The organism is Dyadobacter sp. SRI_021 (assembly GCF_057586235.1).
Genome location: NZ_JBYCZM010000006.1, coordinates 64,968 through 88,029, shown reverse-complemented (window position 1 = coordinate 88,029; position 23,062 = coordinate 64,968). Strand labels below are relative to the sequence as shown.

The window sequence follows — 23,062 nt, the reverse complement described above, 5'->3', positions numbered from 1 at the left end:
TATAAAACCGCCATGAAACGGCTGCTGCTTGTCCTGATCGCTATTTTTCCATTGCATTGCTCCTTCGGGCAGGCATTGAGCCCCTATTACCAGACCAAATCGGCGGAGCGCGTCAAACAGGTGCTGAAAGACTTCGAATCAGCGTTCGGCCAGCTTACCAATCCCTATATAGTCGACCGTGAGGAACGGGACGAAGCCAGCGATCGCATGTATGCGAGCCTGCGACGCGACGCGCGCTTTGAAAACGATCTGATCCCCGGCCATAAGGGCACCCAAACGATTGATTTTGAAGAATACAAACGAATCGCTTTCATCGGTTACCAAAAAGGCGGGCTTTCCTTGCATTTTGAATGGGGGGAAGCCGAATTCAAGTCGGTTCCGGAAGGTTACCTCGTGCTGTTTTATGGTAAAAAATCGCTTTTCGGCCACTACCAAGAACGGAAGCGCCTGCAACTGGAAAATGTACCCTGCCGGGCTGGTGTGTTTCTTAAAATGAATGGCAACCAGGTAACAGAAGCCAAGATCGGTTTCATAGATACCGATCTGAAAGCAAAAAGTAAAACCCCAATTTCCCTTACCGACCAGCGCAACCCGCTCGAACTGGTTACCCTGCCGGAGGTTGTCGACAAACTGGCCGGGCAAATCATCCGCTCTTTACCCGAAAAAGGGCTCTGGCAGCTATTTATTGAAGAAATCACCTTTGAAGGGCTGGGCGTGTCGAACGATTTTTCCAAACAACTCACCGGCACCCTGAAAGCCTCGCTGGGGCGAATGAGCACCCATATCCAGACTAACCTAACAGACCAAACGGCTCCCGGATCGCTCATCAAACTGAAAGGCCGGTACGATAAATCAGGCAACTTTTTGAAAATCGGGGTGCAGCTTTTTGACGCGCTCGACCATGCCTCAGGCTTTGTGCTTTCTTCCGAAATATTACTGACCAACATTCCAAATGCAAAAATAGAGCCTGCCGGGCATCTGTTGCAGGACGCTACGCAAGTACAGGCGATCGCGGCCGCCGGTAATGACGATCAGTCCGCTGCCAAAGACGATGAATTGTTCCTCGAAGTGAGTACCGACAAAGGATACGGGCCGCAATCGTACCGGGAGGGCGATATAATGACACTAAAAGTGCGGGCCAACAAGCCGTGCACGGTAAGGATGATTTACCAGGATGCCGCCAAAAACATCGTTCAACTTCGGAACAGCGATTTCATGATTACGGGCGACGCAGTCGGCAAATGGGTTTATATGCCGGAACAATTCGAATGCGCGGCACCGTTCGGGTTCGAAATCCTTTTCGCATATGCAACCGAAGGGAAGTTCAAGCCCATTGAAAAAACGCACTCGCAAAACGGCTTCACATTCGTCCTCGACGATCTTAACAGTGTGGCCGCGCTCACTGCAGGAAGTACGGAAAGGGAAAAAATCGTCCAGCGTACAATTCCCATCACCACACAGCCGCGCAGGAAGAAACTTTAAAACTGAAAAAGAGCGCCCGTCGAATTCGTCCGGCGCTCTCCCATTGTAATAACCCACAACCCTGAAAAATCCGGCCGATCGCTATCCCCGAGTGATGGACCGGCCCTTGTTTTCTGGGTCAACTATTTATCTCCGCAGGATCGGAAACCTTATCACCGTATGGCAACTTTTTTTAATTTGTTTCAGGCCGGATTTCCCGAACCGGCTCTTTTTTGTTTTCTTGTGGAAATATCAAGATGAATGGCACCCCGAGATTCCTGCAAACGATACCGTGATTCTGACCTGTTATTTTACGAAGAACTCCTTCTTGAAAAACGCGAAGCATTCTCGTGCCTGTACCTTCAAACCTACCGTCAATGCATTCCCTATGCATTGAAACGGGGCAGCGACCAGGTAGTAGCAGAAGATCTTTTGCAGGAATGCCTGGCTATCTTTGTGAGTAAAATCCGGGACCGCAGTTTTGTGTATCAGGAAGGAACGCGCATTACGACCTACTTTCAGAGCATTTACATCAATCAATGGAAAAAGAGCCTTAGCCTGGCTTCCCGCCGCGGCGAGGTAACGCTCGAGAGCATGGCACGACAGGACGATGACCGGAATGCATTCGAACACGATCTCGCAGACACCGCCTCGCCGGATTATGACGAAGACGAACGCAGCTGGATTTTCACGAAACTCGACCGCGCTTTTCACCTGCTTGCCGAAGACTGCCGAAAGGTGCTGCGCTGGTTCTATGTCGAGGACCGTTCGCTGCGGGATATTGCCTGCGAACTGGGCATAACGGAAGCATCGGCCACCCAGAAGCGGTTCCGCTGTGCGAAATACCTGAGAGAAAAATTTCATTTGTAGTGATAAGAATCGACAGAGCGCACGTATCAACCTGTAAAATTTAGCAGCGAATCTCAATTTAACACACATGGAATTGTCGGAAGAAGCTTTTCATGAAATCCACCAGTACCTCAACGGCGAAGGCACGCCCGAGGCGCGCGCGGACTTTGAAAAAAGAATGCAGGCAGACGGGGCCCTGGCCCACGAAGTAGCCATGCAGCGCCGCATTCGCAATGGACTGAAAGCCAACGAATACAGAAACCTTTTCCGCGACATTCACGCCGAGCTGCAGCGCGAAGGCATGCTTGCCAATCAAGCAGAACAGGACGATCAGAAGAAGGGCAAAATCGTACCACTATTACCGGAAAGCCGTTTTGCAAGGCGCTGGCCGTACGTTGCAGCGGTCGCGAGCATTTTCGTAGTTGCCGGGCTGCTCTGGTATTTCAATTCCCAACCTGAAAGTACTCCGATCGCCTCCGACACGCCTGTCGCTGAAAAACCGGCTGCTCCCGACACCCTACGGCCGGCACCGCCTGCGGCAAAGCCGGAATCCGTAAAAACTACTACTCCGAAATCGAAAAAGCCACAACCAACTCCGGCCAATACAGCCAAACGTGACTTTTTTGCCGAATATTTCAATGAAAAACCGACGCTCGAAAGCCCTTTCTCGAAGGAAAAACTGGGCCTAAGCCCGTCGGCATTCAGGCAGTGGCAGTCCGACACCGCCCACGTGCACCAAGGCGTCCGCTTCCTGGGCGCGAACAATGCTGCGCTGGCCTTGCAAGAGCTGGAACTATTGGAAACCAGCCGGTTCCCGCAAGTAAAAGGTACCGCCGAGTGGTACATTGCACTGGCCTACCTGCAACAGAACGACCTTAAAAACTGTGTGGAGCAACTGAAAAAAGTCGCGGCAGACGCCGAGAACCCTAATAACAAACAAGCGGCAGAATTGCTCGCAAAAATGCAGTAACTTTATAGCTCCTTCCCTACGGATGTTTCACCTATGAAGAGATTTTTTTACTATATTCTGCTGACGTCGATTGCTATCGCATGCCATATTGAAACGCCTCAAAGACCGGTTTCCCGGTTCACGTTCACACCTGCGAGTGGTTGTAAGGCGCCGTGTACTATTGAATTTACGAGCGAGTCGGAAAAAGCGGAGAACGTTTATTGGGATTTTGGCGACGGCAGTGATTTGCAAAGCGGCAACCCTGTGACACACGAATTTACATCCGCAAAAAGTTACCAGGTAAAATTGATTGTGAAAGGTGTGGAGGGAGGCAGCAGCGGGTTTACTCAAACAGTAAAAATAGACGAAGCGGCGCCAATCGAAACGTTCAGTTTGACCGGGGGGTACAATTTCCCAACTGACATCTTATCTGACTCAAAGGGGAACATTTACGTTTCCGGTACCGGCAGAGGTAGAATCGACTTCGGAAACGGAAAGACGCTCAATTCGATATCCGGCTCTGACGATTTCTTTGTTGCAAAATATAACAGCTCTGGTCAATGCCAATGGTTGTACACTGACGGAAGCGACGGTGAAGACCATGCCAATGCGATAGCGTTAGATAGCAGCAATAATGTATATGTAACTGGGTTCATTAGTGGACGACTTGCACGTGCAGGTATAGCTCCAAAAGGTAGTGGCTTCGACGGATTTGTAGCGAAGCTAAACGGTGTAACAGGACAGACAGATTGGTTCAAAACATTCGGAGGGCCTTTGAACGACCAGGGACGGTCACTCGCTTTTTTTCAGGCTGGCGAAGGTCCGAAAATATACATGACTGGTACCGTAGAAGGCGATAACTTAAACGGTAATATCGACTTCAACGGGAAAACGCAAAAGGCTCCCAATGGACGGGATGGCTTCTTGATCATTCTGGGTGCCCGTGATGGTGAATTTGAAGACCCTTATATGATTCATGGGCCTAATATACAGGCCCCGGAAACCATTACAGTCGATTATGATGGAAACGCTTACATTGCTGGGGCGTTCCTGCAAACGATTAAATTTGGCGATACAAATAAAGAACTGTCGAGCGTTGACAGTGTCGATGTTTTTGTTGCAAAATGGGGTCTGATTGCTAAAAACTTTTTATGGGCAAGTCGTGCGGGTTCAAGCAATGTCGACTTCGCTTATGATATTGAATTGGACAAGACATATGAAAATATTTTTGTAACCGGGATGCACAGCGGCAACATACGCGAATTCGAAAATCTGATAAGTTCCGGGGACGAAAATGTTTATCTTGCTAAATGGAGTGTTGGCGGCAAAGCCCAAATAGCGCGTAACGGCTTTGCAGACGGAGGAAGAGACTACCATGGTGGAATCGCCCGAACTCCAAAAGGCAACATTGTAATCGCTGGCTCGTTCTCCGGCCTAACAGGTCGGTTTCCAATGACAGACGCTACTTCCGTAGCAGGTGGTGGCGGTACAGATATCATTCTCGCCGAAGTCGAGCCCGGAGGACTTACTCGCGCCAGCCAATTCCTGGTCAGGGACGGCGGTAGGACGGAAGACAGGGTGAATAAAATCTGCGTCACCAACTCTGGATATGTTTATGTCGCTGGTTGGTTTTATGATGAATCCACTTTCAATAAGATAACTGTAACTGGCGACAACAAAGAACGGAACACCTTCATCACCCGCTACAAGCTGTGAATCCCAACTTTTGGAAATACTAAAAAAGAGCAGACAAAACGCCTGCTCTTTTGTTTTTGGATGTGAAGCCGTTGCTTACACTTGACAATGCATAGACGACCGGCTTGTGTTTTTGTTACAATCCGGTTTATTTCAGATCGCATGTCCCCGTTACGACGGCCCGGTCGTCACAGGGGAAATCAAACCAATATCCATCATGAAAGAATTCGCATTAATCTTCCGGCTCGACATTCAGGCCGATTTCCGCCCCACGCCCGAGCAGATACAGGAACGCATGAACTGGCTGGCCGGCATTGCCGCGCAGAACAAACTGGCCGACAAGGGTAACACGCTATCCAATGAAAGCGCCAAAACGGTATACGCCGATAATGTGGTTACCGACGGCCCGTTTACCGAAATCAAGGAGTTTGTGAGCGGCTATGTGATCGTCAGAACCGAGACGATCGACGAGGCCGTGGAACTTGCGAAGGCCAATCCGATATTCAAAATCGGGGGCAATATTGAGGTGAGGGAGATCTTACAGCGCAAATAGCATTCCTCAATGGCTGAAAACCCTGAAATATTGTCCGGCCTTTTCAGAAGAGAATATACCAAAATGACGGCCGTACTGTGCCGTCATTTTGGATTAAAACACATTGAAATCGCGGAAGATATCGTCAGCGAAACTTTCCTGAAAGCCAGCGAAACCTGGCCACTGCAAGGCACACCCGAAAACCCGACCGCCTGGCTATACACGGTTGCCAAAAACAAAACAAAGGATTATCTCAAACATACCCGGGTGTTTGAAACGCAGGTCTTCCCTGCTCTCCTGCGCGGCGCGGACCAATCGGAACCCACATTCGACTTTACGGCCGAAACGATCGCCGATAGTCAGCTTGCCATGATATTCGCGGTTTGTAACCCGGCCAATTCGCCCGAAAGCCAGATCAGCCTCGCATTGCAAATCCTCTGCGGTTTCAGCATTGCCGAAATCGCCGACGCGTTCCTTTCCAAGCCCGAGACCATCAAGAAGCGCCTCCTGCGGGCACGGGCCAACCTGCGGAACGACCGGTTCCAGACAGGCCCGCTGCTGCCCGCCGAAGTACAGGCGCGGCTCGATGTAGTGCTGCGTACCCTCTACCTGTTGTTCAATGAGGGCTATTTTTCCAAATCGGGCAACATTCTCATACGCAGAGACCTATGCGCGGAGGCCATGCGCCTTACGCACATGCTCGCCGAAAACCCGCTCACCAACTCGCGCCAGGTAGAAGCCTTGCTGGCGCTGATGTGCTATCAAAGTTCCAGGTTCGAAGCACGGCTGAACGATCACGGCCATACCATCCTATTCGAGGCACAAGACGAGCGTATGTGGGACAAAGAGCTGATCGACCGCGGCCATTACTACCTCGTCAATGCATGCTCGGGCAATGCGGTTTCCAAATACCACATCGAGGCCGGCATCGCCTATTGGCACACCACCCCGCCAGGGACACAGAAATGGGAGCATATCCTGCATTTGTACAACCAGCTCGTCGTTCTCGAATACTCAGCTGCGACGGCGCTTAACCGGACATTTGCATATGCCAAAGTATATGGCCACCAGGCCGGGTTAGAAGAGGCGCAAAAGCTCGGGTTGGAAAACAACACTTACTACCATTCCTTGCTCGGCTACCTCTATGCCCCCATTTCCGCGAAACAGGCCGCGGTACATTATCGCCGGGCAATCGATCTTTCCAAGTCACCCGCCGAAATACGCACGCTCGAAGGCGAATACGCCCGGCTGACGGGCGTTACGCCGTGATCTTCGCTTCCAGTACACTGTCGATCACCTCGTCTAAAGCCTCATTCAGAGCTTTCGGTGATTCGAGCATCGGGTAATGGCAGGTACCGGCAATTTCGATTAATGTATAGCCGTTCACCGCATTTTTTTCCAAAGCCTCCACATTGGTAGGCATGTAGTTGACGTTGATCAGGTTCATTTTGGGTTTCAGCAACGGCAAGGCCGCCCGCTCGATCCGGTCCATCATAAAAAATTGCGGTAAAGTCTGCTGACCCATCGGCTTATAGGAATCGCGAAACGCGGTCACAACTTTTTCGGTAATCCATAAGGGAGTTTCGGGAGTGACGAGCACCATCCGGGCATATTGCTCATTGGTGTCGGCATAGGCAGTTTTGGAACTTTCAATAATCGCTTCAACCTGGCTGTCGTATTCCGCGGGAAGCGGCGTGGCGAGATTTTTAAAATTGTCGACGGCGATAAAACCGATAATCGGCCCTGGGTAAGCGGCCGCTGCCATCAGGCTCAGGTTCGCACCGAGTGAATGCCCGACCAGGATCACCTCTTCGAGATTCAACGCTTTGATGAGATTAATCACGTCGTCGGCCATGCTTTGGAGCGTCCATTCCTCCCGGTTCGTTCCCGACCCGCCGTGACCGGCCAGGTCCATCGTCACCACTTGGTATTTCTCTTTGAAAAAGGATACCTGTTCTTTCCAGTAGCTCTGGTCGATGAACGAGCCGTGGACGAAAAGCAGCGTCGCGGGGCCGCTGCCGTACACATTGTAACTAATTGGGGTCCCATTGCTGATGATCGTGTTCATAGGGTTGTTGTTTGAAGTGAATATTAATTTACTTCAAATAAACCAGGCCAGAATGACAACCTATTGTCAGTAATGGATTTGCATTTTACAAAATCTTCATAAACGCGACCAGCGCTTTCTTCTCGGCATCCGTTAAATTGAGTTTATCAAACGGCAATGTCTGGTTTTCGAGATTAAAGCCCAACCCGTTCCCCCCGCCCCGATCATAGAAATCCACCACTTCTTCCAATGTCCTGAAAACGCCATTATGCATGTAAGGTGCGGTGAGCGCTACATGCCGGACGGTAGGCGTTTTGAAAGCGTAACGATGTGGTTCACGCTTGGTAAGGACATATTTGCCAACGTCGGGATCGACGTTTTTGCCTTCTGCGGTGGCAGGCGTGCCGAGTACCTCACTCTCCGTTTCGAGGTAAGCGGGCGGCACAGTTCCATTGAAAAGCGGGAAGAAATGGCAGGTAGCACATTTGGCTTTCCCCATAAAGAGGTTAAACCCGGCTTTTTCCTCGGCGGTCAATGTGCTTTTGGAACCGCGGAAGTGGCGATCGAGTGGCGAATCGAGCGACGACAACGAGCGGATGTAGCTGGCGATCGCGTTTTTAAGATTACTTTCCGTTACACCGTCGGTATAAGCTTCTTCGAAGAGCTTGCGCGGCTGGTTCTGCTTGCGCAAAGCCGCCGCGGCGTCGGGTAGCGAACCATGCATTTCATCCGGATTGCGGATAACGTCGCTCGCCTGGTCTTCGAGGAAAGTCACGCGGGAGTCGGCGAACTGTGCCGCCTGGAAGGAGGCATTCAGTAAAGTAGGCGCATTGCGGCTAATCCGCGAGCCGTTGAAACCGACCGCAAAACTCCTGGGTTCGCCATCGGTAAAAGCTTTATCGGGCTGATGGCAGGTAGCGCAAGTGCGGCCCGAGCTACTGGATAATACGGGACTGAAAAACAGCATTTTGCCTAATGCAATGCGTTGGGCAGTCATGGCCTGTTCCTCGAAGTTGATGAAGTAATTGGCATTGAACACCCCCGAATCCGTGAGCGTACGCGCGGATGGGGATAGCAGTCTTTTTTCATTAAAAACCGGGATACCCAGCGCCTTCTGTGCATCGAGCAACCGGCCGCTGAGCGGGTTGGCATATTCCCGGATAAAAACCAGTCTGTCGAATGCATTGAAATCCGGCGACTTGCGGACATAGCTGATGGCCGCATGAATGGTACTATCGAGCTGCCCCCGCAATGCCTTGTTCTTAGTGTCCGCAGTGTAATGTACCAGTTGCTCCCGCACACTTTCAAGCGCTGAGGCTACTTCGGGTAGCGAATGGAAGGCAACGGGCGAATCGAAGCCGGTAATGCCCATCGACACAACCCGGAAAACTTCCAGGCGCATAGCGTCTAATATATGGCTGTCGGTAAGGTCATTGGTTTCCGAGATCTTCCGAAGCCGGTTTACATTCGCACGGATGACGTCGGCGGTATGGAGCATGTCGGGGTAAGCACCCTCAGCGACTTCAGGAAACACCATTTCTTCCAAAACCTGAAAACCCTGCGGCTCATTCACGCGCAGGTCGTCGTCCACTTCGGGGATATTGGGTCCGTTGAGGGCGCGGGTCGTTTCGGGACTGTAATAGGCTGAGATGAACTCGACGCGCTTGTAGGCAATACGGGCGCATTTGAAGGATTTCTGAATGGCGGCCGGCTCCTTTGCACGGATATCGGCCTGCAAGCGGCTTACCGCGCTGTCAAGGTCCGTGATATTTTGCATGAAAGCCTTCTTCACTTCTTTCGCGGGCGTTTGTTTCGACATCGGGCCCATCAGCCACCAGATCAGGCATACGATCAGCGGGATGACGATGATCAGGGCTATCGAAAAGAGCAGCCTCCTGTGGCGGTAAATAAATGAATTGGGGTTACGCTCGAATTTCAGCATGTTGCAGGAGTGGGTATCAATTCAAAAGGAAAACTCCTGACCCGAAAATTCCGGCCAGGAGTCTGAAAACTATGTAATTAACGAGGCAGACCTTCAATGAGGATCAGCTGGCTGGCCTGGTTCTCCGATTTACGGATCGAGCCGCCGTCAACGCCTTTATATTTATCACCGCGCCATGTGTGCGCCTGAATGCCGAGCATGAATGTGTTCGGACGGCCGGTAACATCCGATACGTCGATCATCCCGCTACTTTCCCACGAACCGAATGCAGAAGGACCTCCCACGTTGTATTTAGCCGCATCAGCCTCCGTGCGACGGTGATCGATTTCAAGAACAGGGGTCAATTGTTTCGTATTGAGATTGAATTGGTATACGTACCCATCGTGTTTTTCATCGCCGTAACCGTTCGGGTCTTCCATGATATACACGTAGTCGAAAGTCGCGCAAACGTTATCCGGGTTCTGGAACGTCTTGGCAATGCCGTTGCGGTCGTCGCCGTCGAGCAATACTTCCAGCTTACCTTTGAGCGGGTCGTTCACGTCGAGTGTCACGCGATAAATGCGGCCGTATTTCGAGCGTGAATAGTCCGCATTCACACCTTTATCTTCCTGGCCGGTTACGGCAAAAATTACTTCGCGGCCTTGCGCAGCTCCACCCTTGCGGTAATCCACGTCTTCCACACGGCCGAATTTGATGGCTTTCAGTTCATTCACTTTTCCGTTGATCTGCGCACCGGTCAAAGTTTTGTGGTTATCGATTTTCACAAACTCCACATCATAAGTTGAGCCCGGCTTCATATCCATTTCTCTCTGATTGTTGTCAGCGCGTTTCAGCATGTAAAGCGAACCGTTATCGAGATCGCCCACGGTGTTCGACAAATACATCGCCACCTGGCCGCCGTTCACATCCGAATCGTCGTCACCGATCACGATCACGGTTTTGCCCGGATAGGCAGTCTTCGGAAGCGGGACAGCGTTTTCGGCGCTCCAACGACCAAGCCCGGCCACTTCGCGGGAGATATTCGCCTGGCTTACGTTTGCATCCACGTTGAGCGCGTGCGTGCGTGACTCCTGGCCGCTTTCACCCGAGGTCAGGAAAACAGGACCGAAGCCATGCTCGACAGGTGTTACCAAAGTGGCCGAGCACAAACGCCACGTTCCACCGTCGGAATTCAGCACATACTCCCCTTTTACAGGTTTGAAACCTTTGTCGAGCGTGATGCGGGAAACAGAGAAGTTGTCTTCATTATTCACCAGGATCGTGTAATTGCCATCCGGGTTCTGGAAAAGGCCCGCACCATCGGCCGATCCACCGAAAACGTAGGCTGGCGATTGTTCGAGCTGGTCGTCGCTGCTCAGGAGTGAGAAAAGCTTCACATTGCTTGCCGCAACGCGTCCGGAAGTAGCGCCCGGAAGCAACTTGGCGAGCACGGGCGTTACCGAGCGGTTTTGCAGGGTAATTTCCGGGCTGTTGGGATCACGGTGGTCCTGGCAGGCACCGAGCGCAAGCAGACCGGCCAATGCGGAATAAGTAAATAAAGGCTTCATGGTGAACATAAACTGATTAAGTGAAATAGTAGCACAAAGAACAACCATTCACTTTTTGCGGAGTTTATGCATTTATTATCAGTTTGTTAAAAAGGTATGACGGGCGGAGCTGACGACTAAAGTGCTGATCGCCAATATGCCGAGTATCCTGGATGAAACAAAGCTCTCCGGCATGCCTGGATATCCCGAAGTGGGCAAGGATTACGCCAAGACACTGGCCGCTATGAAAAACGAGCAGTTCGATATCTGGCTATCATCCCATGCTAGCCAGTTTTCCCTCCACGAGAAACACAAGCCGACAGACCCGTACCGCCCCGAAGCATTCTTTGACAAAGCAGGCTACCATAAATCCCTTGCTACCTTGAAAAAACGGTACGACGATAAGATACACAGCCCAAGGTAGAGATCCCTGATAATATCACACAACGCCTGAACAAGTTTCGATCACGCCGAAGAGAGTGAATCGACATTCTCTCCGGGCAGGAAAATGTAGAAGGTAGTGCCACTCCCCTCCTCGGTTTTGAACCAAAGCTTGCCGCCGTGCGCCTCCACGATCTGTTTGGAGATATACAAACCCAAACCAAAAGCCTGCTCCCCGGCCGTACCAGGGCGCCTGGAAGCGGTGAAGGGGTCGAAAAGGTTGGGAATGGCCTCTTTGGGGATGCCCAACCCGTGATCCTCCACGGAAATCGTAATGCCCTCACCCGACTGCACCACTTTGACCCGGATCGTCTCACCCTCCGGACTAAATTTAATAGCATTCACAATGAGATTATTCAAAACCCGCAGCAGCTTGTCCGGGTCGGCATTCACGACTGCCTGAGATGGGCCGTCGAGAATGAGCCGCTGATTCTTTTCGGCTGCGCGGAATGTCAGCAAGGTCACTGCGTGATCCAGAAAAACCGGCAAGTCGACCGGCTTTTTATGCAACTCGGTTTCCTTGAAATCAAAATCCGTTTGAAGTAAATCGCTGATCATGTGCAGGCAAGTGGTGCTCGACTCACGGATCAGCGCTACATATTGTTGTGCCTCCTCAGCTGTCGTCCCCTCATCTTGCAGCAGCGAGCACAATGCATTGATGCCCCCTATCGGGTTGCGCAGGTCGTGCGCCAGGATCTTGATCAGCCGCGCGTAGTTCTGATTGCTTTGCTCCAAAGCGTCGGTGGTCGATTCCAGTTGCCGGAACTGCATAGTCAGCACGCGATTGGTCTTTTTGCTCAGCTTCCAGTTCCGCCAGAGCACGACAATACTAAGTAATGTTAGCACACACACCGCCACGGCCAGCGTGAGCATTTGCGCATTGTATCTGGATTTCATCTCCGCCGAGGCCAACTGCTGGTCTTTGACAGCATATTCAATGTAATCTATCCCCGAAACCCGGTCGATCTCGGCCTGCTCTTCGAACAGCTTCAATAGTTTCTGACTGTAAACAAATGCCTGGGCATTCTCTTTCCTGCCCGCATAGTAGTCGTACAGCCGCTTGCACGCATCACGCGCGTACATGCGGTAATTTTTCTGCTCTGCCAGTTCGAGTGCCTGGTTATAAAACTGAACGGCCCGGGTTCGGTCTTCCGTTATGTAATGGTCGCCGAGATCGAGCAAAAGGTCCATACTGAGGTAGTTCAGCTCCAATGCCAGGGCCTTGTTGAGAGTCTCTTCTAAAAATGCCAGCCCTTTTTCACGCTGGCCGGTATCGATGAGCTCCGAAGCCCTCAGTTGGTCGATTGCCAGTTCGAGCCGGACATCGCGGTACTTTTCAGCGATCCTGTACGCCCGGTCTATGAGCGCCCGCCGGCGTGTACTGCTGAATTTCTGTGGGTACAGCAGCATGTAGTTGTAAATCACCAACGCCGTGATGGAATCGTGCTCAATGCGGTCGCCGAGCGCCATTGCACGGTTATAGTTGGCCTGCGCCTTATCATGCCGCCCGCTGATATTGTATACCGAACCGATATTCATAAGCGTCTGCACGATGTTCGATGAATCGTGCAGGGCAACATACTGATTATACGCATCATTATAATAGCGCAAAGCAAGCGGGATGTTCCCCTTGATATCGAATACCACCCCCAGGTTATTGGTGGCATCCGCCCGTCCTCTTTTGTAATCGTTCCGATATGCTATTTGCCTTGCTTTCAATGCATAGTGGAGCGTACTGTCCGCATTTTGTTCGTAGAAAAGCAGGGAAATCCGGTTGACGACATCGACGTAACCAGAACTATCGCGAATAGCGGGAAGGCTCATTTGCAGCTCGCGAATCTTGCTAACCTGTGCCCAGGCGGAATGCAGCGGTTCCAGGAACACCATCAAGCAAATAAAAATCCCTCTGATGTAACAAGTAAGCGTCATAATAGGTCCTGAATCACTCCGAATAAATATTACAAAGTTTCGATTTAAATCCAAGAAAAATAAAAAATGCGCCCTTGGGAGGCGCATCCACCGTTCGGGGCGCAGGATTAGCCCTGTCGCCCCTTATAACGGTGTTCTGTCATCGGTTTTAGTTAGTATCTGATCATCAATCTTATCCGTCGATTCAAATCGATGGGAATTGATTCATATTTCTGATCGTCTATTCATAGACGTCGATTCAAATCGACGGGAATTGATTCATATTTCTGATCGTCTATTCTTATCCGTCGATTCAAATCGACGGGAATTGATTCATATTTCTGATCGTCTATTCTTATCCGTCGATTCAAATCGACGGGAATTGATTCATATTTCTGATCGTCTTTCTTATCCGTCGACTCAAGTCGACGGGAATTGATTAAAATTTCTGATCGTCTATTCTTATCCGTCGATTCAAATCGACGGGAATTGATTAAAATTCAATCGTATAATTTCTAGCCGTCGACTTAAGTCGACGGGAATCGATTGGATATCAAGCGCGAATTAATCACCAATCGATTGATTAATAGCCGGGATTTTGTTTGAGTTGTGGCGACGAGTTCAGTACCGTTTGTCCGATCGGGAAAATTTCGGTGTGGTTGTCCGTGTCCGGGGTTTTGTCCCACCAGGTACCTTTGTTGAACACGCCCCAGCGGATCATATCCGTGCGGCGACGGCCTTCTACGAGGAATTCGCGACCCCATTCATCAAGCATTTCCTGGTCGGTAAGTTGGCTGCCATCGGCTTTGTATAAGCTTGGTGAACCAGCCGGATAGTTGCGTTTGCGGACAGCATTCAGCAATGCGGCGGCACCTGCTTTGTCACCTGCCCGGTATTTACATTCTGCCAGTGAATAGTAGATTTCTGCGAAACGGATCTCTGCATAGGCCGACGAAATCTTGTTTGCATCGTCGCTCGGATAGAACGGATATTTTACCGGAAAAATACCCGAGTTGTTATCCGCATTGTTCATGTTCGACGTCTTGTCGGCGATCGGAGTGCCCGGTTTCGCATCGAGGAACTTTCCTACCTGGTCACGAAAATACAATGCGTATGGTCCTTTGAAACCGCGGACGGTGTCGGGCTTGCCGGCCGAATTGGTATAGGTCAGGTAGCCATGCAGGAACATTCCCTCGCGCTTGCTGTTGCCCAGGTTTTTGTACTTTTTCAAGCGAACATCATCCGGGTACTTCTGGAACTTCACGAATGGCTTGCCCAATGCATGCGGATATTCCTTTCCATCGACGTCGAGGCCGGGCTGCATGGCATATTTAGGATTGGCATTTCCAAAATCAGTGAATCCGAAATAACTCGGCGCTAGGTTGGGCAGCATCCAGAAATACATTCCGCCATCATATTGCCAATGCGTAAGCCCGAAACTACCCGGAAAACCGAATACCGTTTCTTTGGAAGTCGCATTGTTATAATCGAATGGTGCGTCCCAGCGCGATTCGAGGGCATAAGTACCATATTTACCGTCGATCATTTCCTGGCAGAGCTTCGCGCAGTCGGCAAAACGGTCGGTACCCGTGTACACTTTCGAATTGAGATACAGCCGCACCAGCAAAGATACCGCCCCGCCCTGTGTCCAGCGACCTACCGCATTCGCTCCAAGACTTTGTACGGTCGGCAGTTTCGGCAGCGACTCTTTCAGCTCCTGCTCGATGAATGCGAATGCCTCCTGGGGAGTCACCTGCGGTCCGCCGGTGGTTTCGCCTTTCACCTTCGTCACGATCACGATGTTCCGATAGAAATCGAGCAGGCGAATGTTCAACCACGCGCGGAGCGTGCGCAACTCGGCGATCATGCCATCGAGCTCCGCCTGGGTCATGTCGAATTTGGAAGGGTCTTTGATTCCCTGCAAATCTTCCAGGGAGTTGGTCGCCAGGGTCACGCCGCCGTACAATGCATTCCACGGATCTGCCGTGAAGCCGTCATTAGGCGTCCAGGTATGATAATGCACGCGCTGGAACTGCCCGCCGTCGAACCAGTCGCCCTGACGGTTGGGAGTCATAATCTCATCGGAGCTGTTTTCCTGCAACATAAACGTGTTACCACCCTGGATGCTCCAATAGCTGTGTTCGAATGCACGCAGGAAGTCGCGGGTCACGTCTTCACGCGTTTGAAGGAAGTTATCGGAGGTGATCCTGTCGTAAAGTTCCTCGTCCAAATTTGTACAGCCCACCGTAGCCAGTAACAGCATGCCAGCACCGATTCTGGATGTGCTTTTCAATATATTAATGCTTTTCATTGTATTTCAAAATGTTAGAAGGTAAGCTGAACGCCCAGCAACAATTGGGTGGTCGACGGGTAGTAATCGAGCGTACCGTTGTTATCCGGGTTTTTATTCACACCAGGGTACAGGCCGTTCACGTTGATCAGGTCGGGATCGCCGCCGGTGAACTTCGTGAAAGTCGCCAGGTTACGGGTAGTCGCGTAAATGCGCACCGATTGCAGGAATTTCGTCTGAACCGGTTGGGTATAGCTTAGCGTCACGTTATCCACTTTCAGGAAACCGCCTGGTTCCAGGAAGTAATCCGACAGCGTCGAATAGGTCGAAGGGCTTGTCAGTTTCGAGTACTTGCTGCCGTCATAAGCTGATTTCAGCACATTGGCATTCTCCTGTGTCGCAGGCGTTCCCAGGTAAAATGCATAGGTATTGAACAACTTATAGCCGAACGCACCGCGCAGGAACACGCTCAGGTCCCATTTTTTGTATTTGAAACTGTTGGAAAGACCCATTGTAAACTTCGGCAGCCCGTTTCCAACAAACTGCTTGTCGTCATTCGTCGCCTGGTTACCCGGTATTACTTCCCCCTTTTTGTTGTACACCAGCAATGCGCCCTGCTCGTTCACTCCGGCCGATTTGAGCGCATAGAAGCTGCCGATGCGGGTATCTTCCTGCAAGCGCTGCAATGTACCCGGGCTACCCGGAGCCGGCATGCCAACTACATCCACATATTTCTGCCCTTTGAAAAGCGCATTGGAAAATGAAACGAACTTGTTGTTGTTATAAGCGCCTGTGAAACCCAGATCGTAAGAGAAATCACCTTTATGAAGTACCGAGGCATTCAATTGCAACTCTATGCCGGTGTTACGCATGGTACCCACGTTCGCAAAAGTCTGTCCCTGAATGTTCGGCGGGTTGGATACATTGTAATTACCTAACAAATCGCGGTTGGTACGGATATAATAGTTCAGGCTACCGGAAATCTTGCTGCCGAAAAGCTCAAAATCCAGACCGGCATTGAAGTTAGCCGCCTTTTCCCACCGCAAATCGTAGTTGGTGTTCTGGCTCGGGCCCCACACCTGGTAGTTGATGCCATTGTATAGGTAATACCCATAGCCGCCGTAGGTATCAAGCGAAAGATAATTACCGAAATCCTGGTTACCCGTCTCGCCGTAATCCGCACGCACTTTCAGCTCGTTCAGCCAGGGAATGTCTTTCAGGAAACTCTCCTGGGTCGCACGCCAGGCCACGGAAGCTGCCGGGAAGTAGCCCCATTTGTTGGAAAAACCGAATTTTGAGGAACCCTCGCGGCGCAAGCTGGCCGACAGGTAATATTTCTGGTCGAAATCGTAGTTCAAACGACCGAAGAACGCGATCAGTTTAGAAGTGTTTTTGTAAGAGCCCACATTGTTGATCCCCTGCTGCAAGTTCCACAAACCGCTGCCCAGATTATTATAGGTCAATACATTGGAAGGAAAATTCTCGTTTTTCGCATTGAAACCCGACGATGTGAAATACTGAAACGAGTATCCTCCGAGCAGTTTCACGGAATGCTTGTTCAGGTCCAGGTAATAGTTACCGATCCACTCGAAGCTTTTCTGGTCGTTTTCCTCCAAAATCTGCTCGCCTGTATTGCGTTTGCTGCCATTGATAACGGTCGTCAGCGTCGAAGGCGTAAATAAATACCTTCGCATCGAAGAGTTCACTTCACCGATCGTCACCACCGTATTCAGGTTTTCGAGGATATTGATCTTCGCTGACCCATTCATATCCAGGAGCTTGTACTCCCGGTCCGATTTGACGCCCTTCGCGACTTCAACCGGGTTGTTGGCAAAAAATCCGGATGTCAGATAGGCATACTTGCCGGCTGAGTCGCGCACAGAGAGCGTCGGGTTCAGGGTCAGTGCGTAATTAAAACCGCTGTAATCGGCATCGCTGTTTTTAGTATAGCGCGGCGCAGCGGTAAATGCCAGTTCGACGAGGTTATTGGCCGTCTTGTGGTTGATATTGATCCTTCCGCCATATTCCCGCTTGCTCGAACGCAAGTCAAGACCGTTCGCATCGCGGTAATCGAGGGAAGTGAAATAGTTGGTTTTGCCGTTACCTCCCGAAAATTGGAGCGTATGCTTATGCGAAAAGGACGGATTGCGCTTCACCTCGTTCATCCAGTTGGTGTTACCGCCGAAGTCGACCCCGCGCTTGTGTGCGAGGAAATCGTCTTTCGAAAGCACTTCCAGCTGGTTGGTGGCCCAATCGAATGTCGTGTAACCGTCATAAAATATACGCGAGGTTTCCGAGCCCTTTTTGGTTGTGATCACGATCACCCCGTTGCTGCCCCGCGTACCGTAAATGGCCGACGCGGCTCCACCTTTCAGGACGTCGATCGACTCGATCTCATTCTGGTTAATGTTGTCGATATTACCGCCCGGCACACCGTTAATCACAAATAGTGGCCCAAGGCCCGCGCTGCGCGACGATGCCCCGCGCAACTGAATGTTGGGCGAAGAGTTTGGATCGGCGGCAGCCGTGTTGGTCACCGAAAGTCCTGCTACTTTGCCCTGGATGGCCATCAGCGGATTGTTACCACCCACCCGAAGCAGGTCCTTGCCCGAAAGGTGCGTAATGGCGCTGGAAACCTCTTTTTTATTCAATGAGCCGTAGCCGATCACGACCACTTCGTTCAGGGTTTTCTGGTCTTCCGCCAGATTAACTTCCAGGTAAGTTTTGCCGGCCAGGGGTATTTCCTGGGTTACATAGCCCACATTGGAAATCACCAGCGTGGCATTGGCATTACTCACTTGCAGCTTAAATGTTCCATCGGGCTCCGAGACGGTCCCGTTATTGGTTCCTTTTTCAAGAATCGCTACCCCTGGCAACACGTCCCTGGAATCCAAAATTTTACCCGAAATTTGCACGGCATTTTGCGCGCTGGCTTGCCAGGCCGAAAGTATCAGCAGCAGACAGCCCAGCCAGGCAGCTGCCCGTGCCAGGGAATGCCCGACCGGCAACAGGCGTCTGCCCTGGCCGGTAGATTTGTATAATTTCTTTTTCATGAAGGATAGTTAGGTGAAAGGCTCCGCAGCGTTGTTACTTTTTAACTATAATATTGGATTAATTAAGACTGCTGCGAAGTTCAGGGTTTACCAGATAACGGGATGATCGTTTTGTCTCAATTTTGAATCAAAATGTCTCACCCCTGGTTTTTATGATTTAACTAAGATTTTAGTGGATATCTTTACATAATGGTTGTGTCGGGTCGTGTTTTTTTATGTAGCTTAAATTGGTGAGAATACTTGTTTCCATCCTGCTTTTCCTCTCTGTTGCCACACAGGCTATTGCGCAGGATATCCCGTTCTATTTCAGGAATTACCAGGTTTCCGACGGCCTTTCGGGGAATGCCGTAGGCAAGATGGTGCAGGATAAAAAAGGCTTTATGTGGTTTGCGAGCCGCAACGGCCTCAACCGCTTCGACGGCCATAATTTCCGGGTTTTCCAGAGTATTGCCGGCGATTCGCTGAGCATCGGCAGCAATTCCATTTTTGCATTATACGAAGATACCTCCGAGAAACTGTGGGTAGGCACGCACCGGGGCGTGTACCGATACGATCCCGTCGCCGACCGCTTCGATCCGTTCAAACTGATCCCTGCCGGCGAAGTGCTCGAAATCCGCGGCGACCGCAATGGCAACATCTGGATCATCTCCGACCGCACATTATACCGCTATCATGTCCGAACGGGTCGCGTGGCGCGCATCAGCCTCGGCAACGACCAGCCGGTTTCGCTGCATGTATCGCCCGCCGGGGAGGTGTGGGTGGCGTGCAACAATGGCGTGGTGCGGCATTACCAGCAGGATACCGGCCGTTTCGAGGTGTTCGACCTGGGAGAGATGTCGGGTGTCAAAGACATTTACGGTTCCACTACCGTGCACGCAGTGGGCGATACGGCACTGCTGATCGGGACGATGAAGAAGGTGCTGCTGCTAAATTTTGCCAAAAAACAGGTCCGTAACCTCACAGCCGCCCATTTGCCGGAGGGAGACGTTCAAGTGCACACCATTTTTCAGAAAAACGACCGCGAGTTCTGGCTGGGCTCCGAATCGGGGCTTTACATTCTGGACCTGATCTCGGGCCGCTCACAGCACATTGTGCGTGAGCAATTCAACCGCTACTCCATTACCGACAATATCGTCAACTCCATCCTGCGCGACCGCGAGGGAGGGATATGGATTACGACGCAGTTTGGCGGCATCAATTACTACTCGACCCAGTTCAACAACTTCCGCAAGTTTTTCCCGAAACCCGGTAACAGCATCAGCGGCAGCATTGTACACGAGATTACCAGGGACAAAAACGGCTATTTGTGGATCGGTACCGAGGATGCGGGTCTCAACCGCCTCGACACCCGGACAGGCCATTTTAAAGCATTCCTGTCCGACGGCCGGTCGGGAAGTATTTCTTATCGCAACCTGCACGGAATGGTCGTCGACGGCGACGAGCTTTGGATAGGCACCTACGAGCACGGCCTCGATGTGATGGACTTGCGCACTGAGCGGGTCGTCCGGCATTATAACCTGACATCCAGCCCCAGATCGCTGAGCAGCAATTTTATTGTAACCATCTATAAAACCCGCTCCGGCGATATTCTTGTCGGCACGTGGGGGGGCCTTTGCCAATACAACCGTGACACCGACGATTTCACACGGCTGCCGTTCTTCAATGGGCAAGTCCAGAGTATTCACGAGGACGATGAGGGGACAATCTGGGCGGCAAGCTACGGCGGCGGAGTCCGGTATTTCAATCCGAAAACACAGAAAAAGGGGCATTTAGAATATAGTACCAACCGCCCCGGCGGCCTGCCCGACAATTACGTCAACAGCATTTACCAAAGCTCCGACAAGAGCATCTGGCTCTGCACCGAGCACGGCCTTTCACGCTATAATCCTCAAACGGGCCAATTCCGGAACTACCGCAAGACCGACGGCCTACCCGATAACCAGGTTTTCCGTATCCTGGAAGACAATGCGGGTAATTTCTGGATCACCACGTCGCGCGGGCTCGCGAAACTCGACGGCCGCACCGACCGTTTCACCAACTTCCACATGGGCAACGGCCTTCCTACCGACCAGTTTAACTACAACTCCTCGTACAAGGACACGGACGGCACGCTGTATTTCGGCACTGTGGCGGGTATGGTGGGCTTCAAGCCCTCCGAATTGCTGCGGAATGCGTTTGTACCGCCAGTTTATATTACCCGGTTGCAGGTCAATAACCGTGATGTCGATATCAGGCAGGAGGACGCGCCGTTGAAACAGTCGATCATGTACGCCGACGAGCTTACCCTGCCTTACCAGAGTTCCAGCCTGAGTTTCGATGTGGCGGTGCTGAGTTATGTCATTCCCGAACAGAACTCCTACCAGTACCAGCTCGAAGGCCTGGCCAAAGAATGGGTGCCGTTCCATGGTAACCGGCGCATCCATTTTGCGAAACTGCCGCCGGGCGATTATACCTTAAAAATCCGCGGGGCCAACAACGACGGTCTTTGGAACAACCGCGAAACCAGGCTGCGCATCACCATTCTGCCGCCTGTTTGGGCCACCGGCTGGGCCTGGCTGTTTTATGTAGCGGTGGTAGTGAGTATTATTGTGGTGATTTTCCGTTACTATTTTCTCGCCCTCCATGAGAAAAGCCGGCGACAGATCGAGACGATCGAAATGGGGAAAGAGCGGGAGATTTATAATGCCAAGATCGACTTTTTCACCAATGTGGCGCATGAGATACGCACGCCGCTGACACTGATCAAAATGCCGCTCGACAAGCTGCTGGCGAGCAGGAAATCGGATCCCGAAATGATTGAGAGCTTGAATATGATTGATAAAAACACCTCCCGACTGATTGATCTGACCAACCAGCTCCTCGACTTCCGCAAGGCCGAGGCCAATAATTATAGCCTTAATTTTACCAAAACCGACATTAACGACCTGCTGAGCGACGTTTTCTCCACGTTCCGTCCGGCCGCCGAGCAAAAGCAGCTGCAATACAAGCTCGAACTGCCGCGCATTACCTTGCAGGCGTTTGTGGACGAAGAGGCTTGTAAGAAGATCACGAGTAATCTCTTGAATAATGCCATCAAATATGCTGAAAGCAGCGTCAAAGTGAAGCTTTCGCCGTTCAACAGCGACGACCTGCTATTTCACATCGAGTTCACTAACGATGGCCCATTAATCGGCTATGACGACCGCGACCGCATTTTTGAACCGTTCTACCGCGCCCAGGGCAACAGCAAGGAACAAGGAACGGGCATCGGCCTCCCGCTCGCGCGCTCCCTCGCAGAACTGCACAAGGGAACGCTCGAACTGAAACGCTCCGAGCTCGACCAGAACACTTTCCTGCTTTCGATCCCCATTCACCAGGATTATGAACTGGATTTGAACAAGGACACCGAAGGGCCTGCGGAGGTCGAAAACGCTCAGACAACCGGGCAAGCGAACCCCAACAAACCGAATGTGTTGCTGGTAGAGGACAATACCGAAATCCTGGGGTATCTGGGTCGTGAACTGGCGCTGGAATACAACATTTTCAGGGCCGCCGACGGGCGGCAGGCTATTGATCTCTTGCAGGAAGAAAATATCCACCTGGTGATCAGCGACATTATGATGCCTGTGATGGACGGCATTGCATTATGCCGCGAAATGAAAAACGACGTCCGTTTCAGCCACATTCCGATTATCCTGTTAACCGCCAAAAACTCGATCAGCTCGAAAATCGAAGGACTGGAAGTGGGTGCGGATGCCTATATCGAAAAACCGTTCTCGCTCGATCATTTGTCGGCGCAAATCAGTAACCTGTTGCAAAACCGCGACATTATCAAGGACTACTTCGCCCGCTCGCCGCTTACGCACATTAAGGGTATTGCATTCTCGCGCGCGGACAAGGATTTCCTTGAACAGCTCAATGCCATTATCACAGCCCACATCGCCGACAGCGACCTGGACGTGGATATGCTTTCTTCCAAAATGAATATGAGCCGCCCTACGCTCTACCGGAAGATCAAGGGGATTTCCGACATGACGCCCAACGAACTGATCAATCTTTCGCGCCTCAAAAAAGCAGCTGAGCTGCTGGCGGAGAAGAATTACAAGATCAACGAGGTGGCGGACATGGTGGGGTACAGCGTACCGACCAACTTCTCACGCGATTTCCAGAAACAATTCGGCGTAAGTCCTTCCGGCTATGTGAATGCGTTGTAAGTTTTGAATGAGTGAAAGATTTACCGGCAATATCATTTCCCGGTTTGGGTTGACAAAATCGAGTGTGGTCCATAGGTTCGAGCGCTTTGACATCGTGACAACGAATCGTCCCTCATTTAAGACCGAGGACGACGGACGAGGAAGTATTGCCATGGTTTTTATTAAAAATGAATGCT

14 protein-coding genes are annotated in these 23,062 nt (G+C 51.3%); 8 read left to right on the top strand and 6 right to left on the bottom strand.

The features are described 5' to 3' along the window. Positions 1 to 12: 12 nt before the first annotated feature. The 6 genes from AC2YIT_RS19385 (at position 13) to AC2YIT_RS19360 (ending at position 6,755) form a co-directional block, all read left to right on the top strand. Positions 13 to 1,482 carry a hypothetical protein gene (locus AC2YIT_RS19385; RefSeq protein WP_487280237.1) on the top strand — a complete coding sequence of 490 codons (1,470 nt, stop codon included), beginning with the start codon at positions 13 to 15 and terminating at the stop codon, positions 1,480 to 1,482. A gap of 240 nt (positions 1,483 to 1,722) precedes the next feature. Then, positions 1,723 to 2,331, top strand: coding sequence for an RNA polymerase sigma factor (locus tag AC2YIT_RS19380; RefSeq protein WP_487280236.1), 609 nt, complete (start codon positions 1,723 to 1,725; stop codon positions 2,329 to 2,331). Positions 2,332 to 2,398: 67 nt separating this feature from the next. Then, on the top strand, positions 2,399 to 3,280 hold the full coding sequence (locus tag AC2YIT_RS19375; protein WP_430849747.1) for a hypothetical protein: 882 nt from the start codon (positions 2,399 to 2,401) through the stop codon (positions 3,278 to 3,280). Between the two features lie 33 nt (positions 3,281 to 3,313). Continuing rightward, the gene (locus tag AC2YIT_RS19370; protein WP_487280235.1) at positions 3,314 to 4,975 is read left to right on the top strand and encodes a PKD domain-containing protein; all 1,662 of its coding nucleotides are present in this window, start codon (positions 3,314 to 3,316) and stop codon (positions 4,973 to 4,975) included. 196 nt (positions 4,976 to 5,171) lie between these two features. After that, entirely contained in the window at positions 5,172 to 5,507 is a 336-nt protein-coding gene (locus AC2YIT_RS19365; RefSeq protein ID WP_430849751.1) for a YciI family protein, read from the top strand. 9 nt (positions 5,508 to 5,516) lie between these two features. Beyond that, positions 5,517 to 6,755: an RNA polymerase sigma factor gene (locus tag AC2YIT_RS19360; RefSeq protein WP_487280234.1), complete on the top strand. Its 1,239-nt coding sequence runs from the start codon at positions 5,517 to 5,519 to the stop codon at positions 6,753 to 6,755. Here AC2YIT_RS19360 and AC2YIT_RS19355 read toward each other — a convergent pair. The 3 genes from AC2YIT_RS19355 to AC2YIT_RS19345 all read right to left on the bottom strand — a co-directional run bounded on the left by AC2YIT_RS19355 (position 6,745) and on the right by AC2YIT_RS19345 (position 11,022). Then, positions 6,745 to 7,554 carry an alpha/beta fold hydrolase gene (locus AC2YIT_RS19355; protein WP_487280233.1) on the bottom strand — a complete coding sequence of 270 codons (810 nt, stop codon included), beginning with the start codon at positions 7,552 to 7,554 and terminating at the stop codon, positions 6,745 to 6,747. The genes AC2YIT_RS19360 and AC2YIT_RS19355 overlap by 11 nt on opposite strands. Before the next feature lie 85 nt (positions 7,555 to 7,639). Next, complete coding sequence (locus AC2YIT_RS19350; protein WP_487280232.1) at positions 7,640 to 9,475, bottom strand: cytochrome-c peroxidase; 1,836 nt, start codon at positions 9,473 to 9,475, stop codon at positions 7,640 to 7,642. A 77-nt stretch (positions 9,476 to 9,552) separates the two neighbouring features. Next, entirely contained in the window at positions 9,553 to 11,022 is a 1,470-nt protein-coding gene (locus AC2YIT_RS19345; RefSeq protein WP_430849759.1) for a hypothetical protein, read from the bottom strand. A 136-nt stretch (positions 11,023 to 11,158) separates the two neighbouring features. Between AC2YIT_RS19345 and AC2YIT_RS19340 the strand changes: the two genes are divergently transcribed. Next, positions 11,159 to 11,425: a hypothetical protein gene (locus tag AC2YIT_RS19340; protein WP_487280231.1), complete on the top strand. Its 267-nt coding sequence runs from the start codon at positions 11,159 to 11,161 to the stop codon at positions 11,423 to 11,425. Between the two features lie 41 nt (positions 11,426 to 11,466). On the opposite strand, the gene AC2YIT_RS19335 is transcribed toward AC2YIT_RS19340, so the two are convergent. The 3 genes from AC2YIT_RS19335 to AC2YIT_RS19325 all read right to left on the bottom strand — a co-directional run bounded on the left by AC2YIT_RS19335 (position 11,467) and on the right by AC2YIT_RS19325 (position 18,693). Further along, positions 11,467 to 13,371: an ATP-binding protein gene (locus AC2YIT_RS19335; protein ID WP_487280230.1), complete on the bottom strand. Its 1,905-nt coding sequence runs from the start codon at positions 13,369 to 13,371 to the stop codon at positions 11,467 to 11,469. Positions 13,372 to 13,933: 562 nt separating this feature from the next. Then, on the bottom strand, positions 13,934 to 15,661 hold the full coding sequence (locus AC2YIT_RS19330; protein ID WP_487280229.1) for a RagB/SusD family nutrient uptake outer membrane protein: 1,728 nt from the start codon (positions 15,659 to 15,661) through the stop codon (positions 13,934 to 13,936). 14 nt (positions 15,662 to 15,675) lie between these two features. After that, positions 15,676 to 18,693 (bottom strand): SusC/RagA family TonB-linked outer membrane protein, encoded by a 3,018-nt coding sequence (locus AC2YIT_RS19325; protein ID WP_487280228.1) that lies wholly within the window; start codon positions 18,691 to 18,693, stop codon positions 15,676 to 15,678. A 230-nt stretch (positions 18,694 to 18,923) separates the two neighbouring features. On the opposite strand from AC2YIT_RS19325, the gene AC2YIT_RS19320 reads away from it, so the two are divergent. Further along, positions 18,924 to 22,886, top strand: a complete 3,963-nt coding sequence (locus tag AC2YIT_RS19320) for a hybrid sensor histidine kinase/response regulator transcription factor (protein WP_487280227.1) — start codon at positions 18,924 to 18,926, stop codon at positions 22,884 to 22,886. The last annotated feature ends 176 nt before the right edge of the window (positions 22,887 to 23,062 follow it).

Coding starts and splice junctions, on each gene's coding strand:
- AC2YIT_RS19355 (WP_487280233.1), bottom strand. CDS start 7,554: ATGAACACGATCATCAGCAATGGGACCCCAATTAGTTACAATGTGTAC.
- AC2YIT_RS19370 (WP_487280235.1), top strand. CDS start 3,314: ATGAAGAGATTTTTTTACTATATTCTGCTGACGTCGATTGCTATCGCA.
- AC2YIT_RS19375 (WP_430849747.1), top strand. CDS start 2,399: ATGGAATTGTCGGAAGAAGCTTTTCATGAAATCCACCAGTACCTCAAC.
- AC2YIT_RS19380 (WP_487280236.1), top strand. CDS start 1,723: ATGGCACCCCGAGATTCCTGCAAACGATACCGTGATTCTGACCTGTTA.
- AC2YIT_RS19335 (WP_487280230.1), bottom strand. CDS start 13,371: ATGACGCTTACTTGTTACATCAGAGGGATTTTTATTTGCTTGATGGTG.
- AC2YIT_RS19325 (WP_487280228.1), bottom strand. CDS start 18,693: ATGAAAAAGAAATTATACAAATCTACCGGCCAGGGCAGACGCCTGTTG.
- AC2YIT_RS19330 (WP_487280229.1), bottom strand. CDS start 15,661: ATGAAAAGCATTAATATATTGAAAAGCACATCCAGAATCGGTGCTGGC.
- AC2YIT_RS19345 (WP_430849759.1), bottom strand. CDS start 11,022: ATGAAGCCTTTATTTACTTATTCCGCATTGGCCGGTCTGCTTGCGCTC.
- AC2YIT_RS19365 (WP_430849751.1), top strand. CDS start 5,172: ATGAAAGAATTCGCATTAATCTTCCGGCTCGACATTCAGGCCGATTTC.
- AC2YIT_RS19350 (WP_487280232.1), bottom strand. CDS start 9,475: ATGCTGAAATTCGAGCGTAACCCCAATTCATTTATTTACCGCCACAGG.
- AC2YIT_RS19340 (WP_487280231.1), top strand. CDS start 11,159: ATGCCGAGTATCCTGGATGAAACAAAGCTCTCCGGCATGCCTGGATAT.
- AC2YIT_RS19360 (WP_487280234.1), top strand. CDS start 5,517: ATGGCTGAAAACCCTGAAATATTGTCCGGCCTTTTCAGAAGAGAATAT.
- AC2YIT_RS19385 (WP_487280237.1), top strand. CDS start 13: ATGAAACGGCTGCTGCTTGTCCTGATCGCTATTTTTCCATTGCATTGC.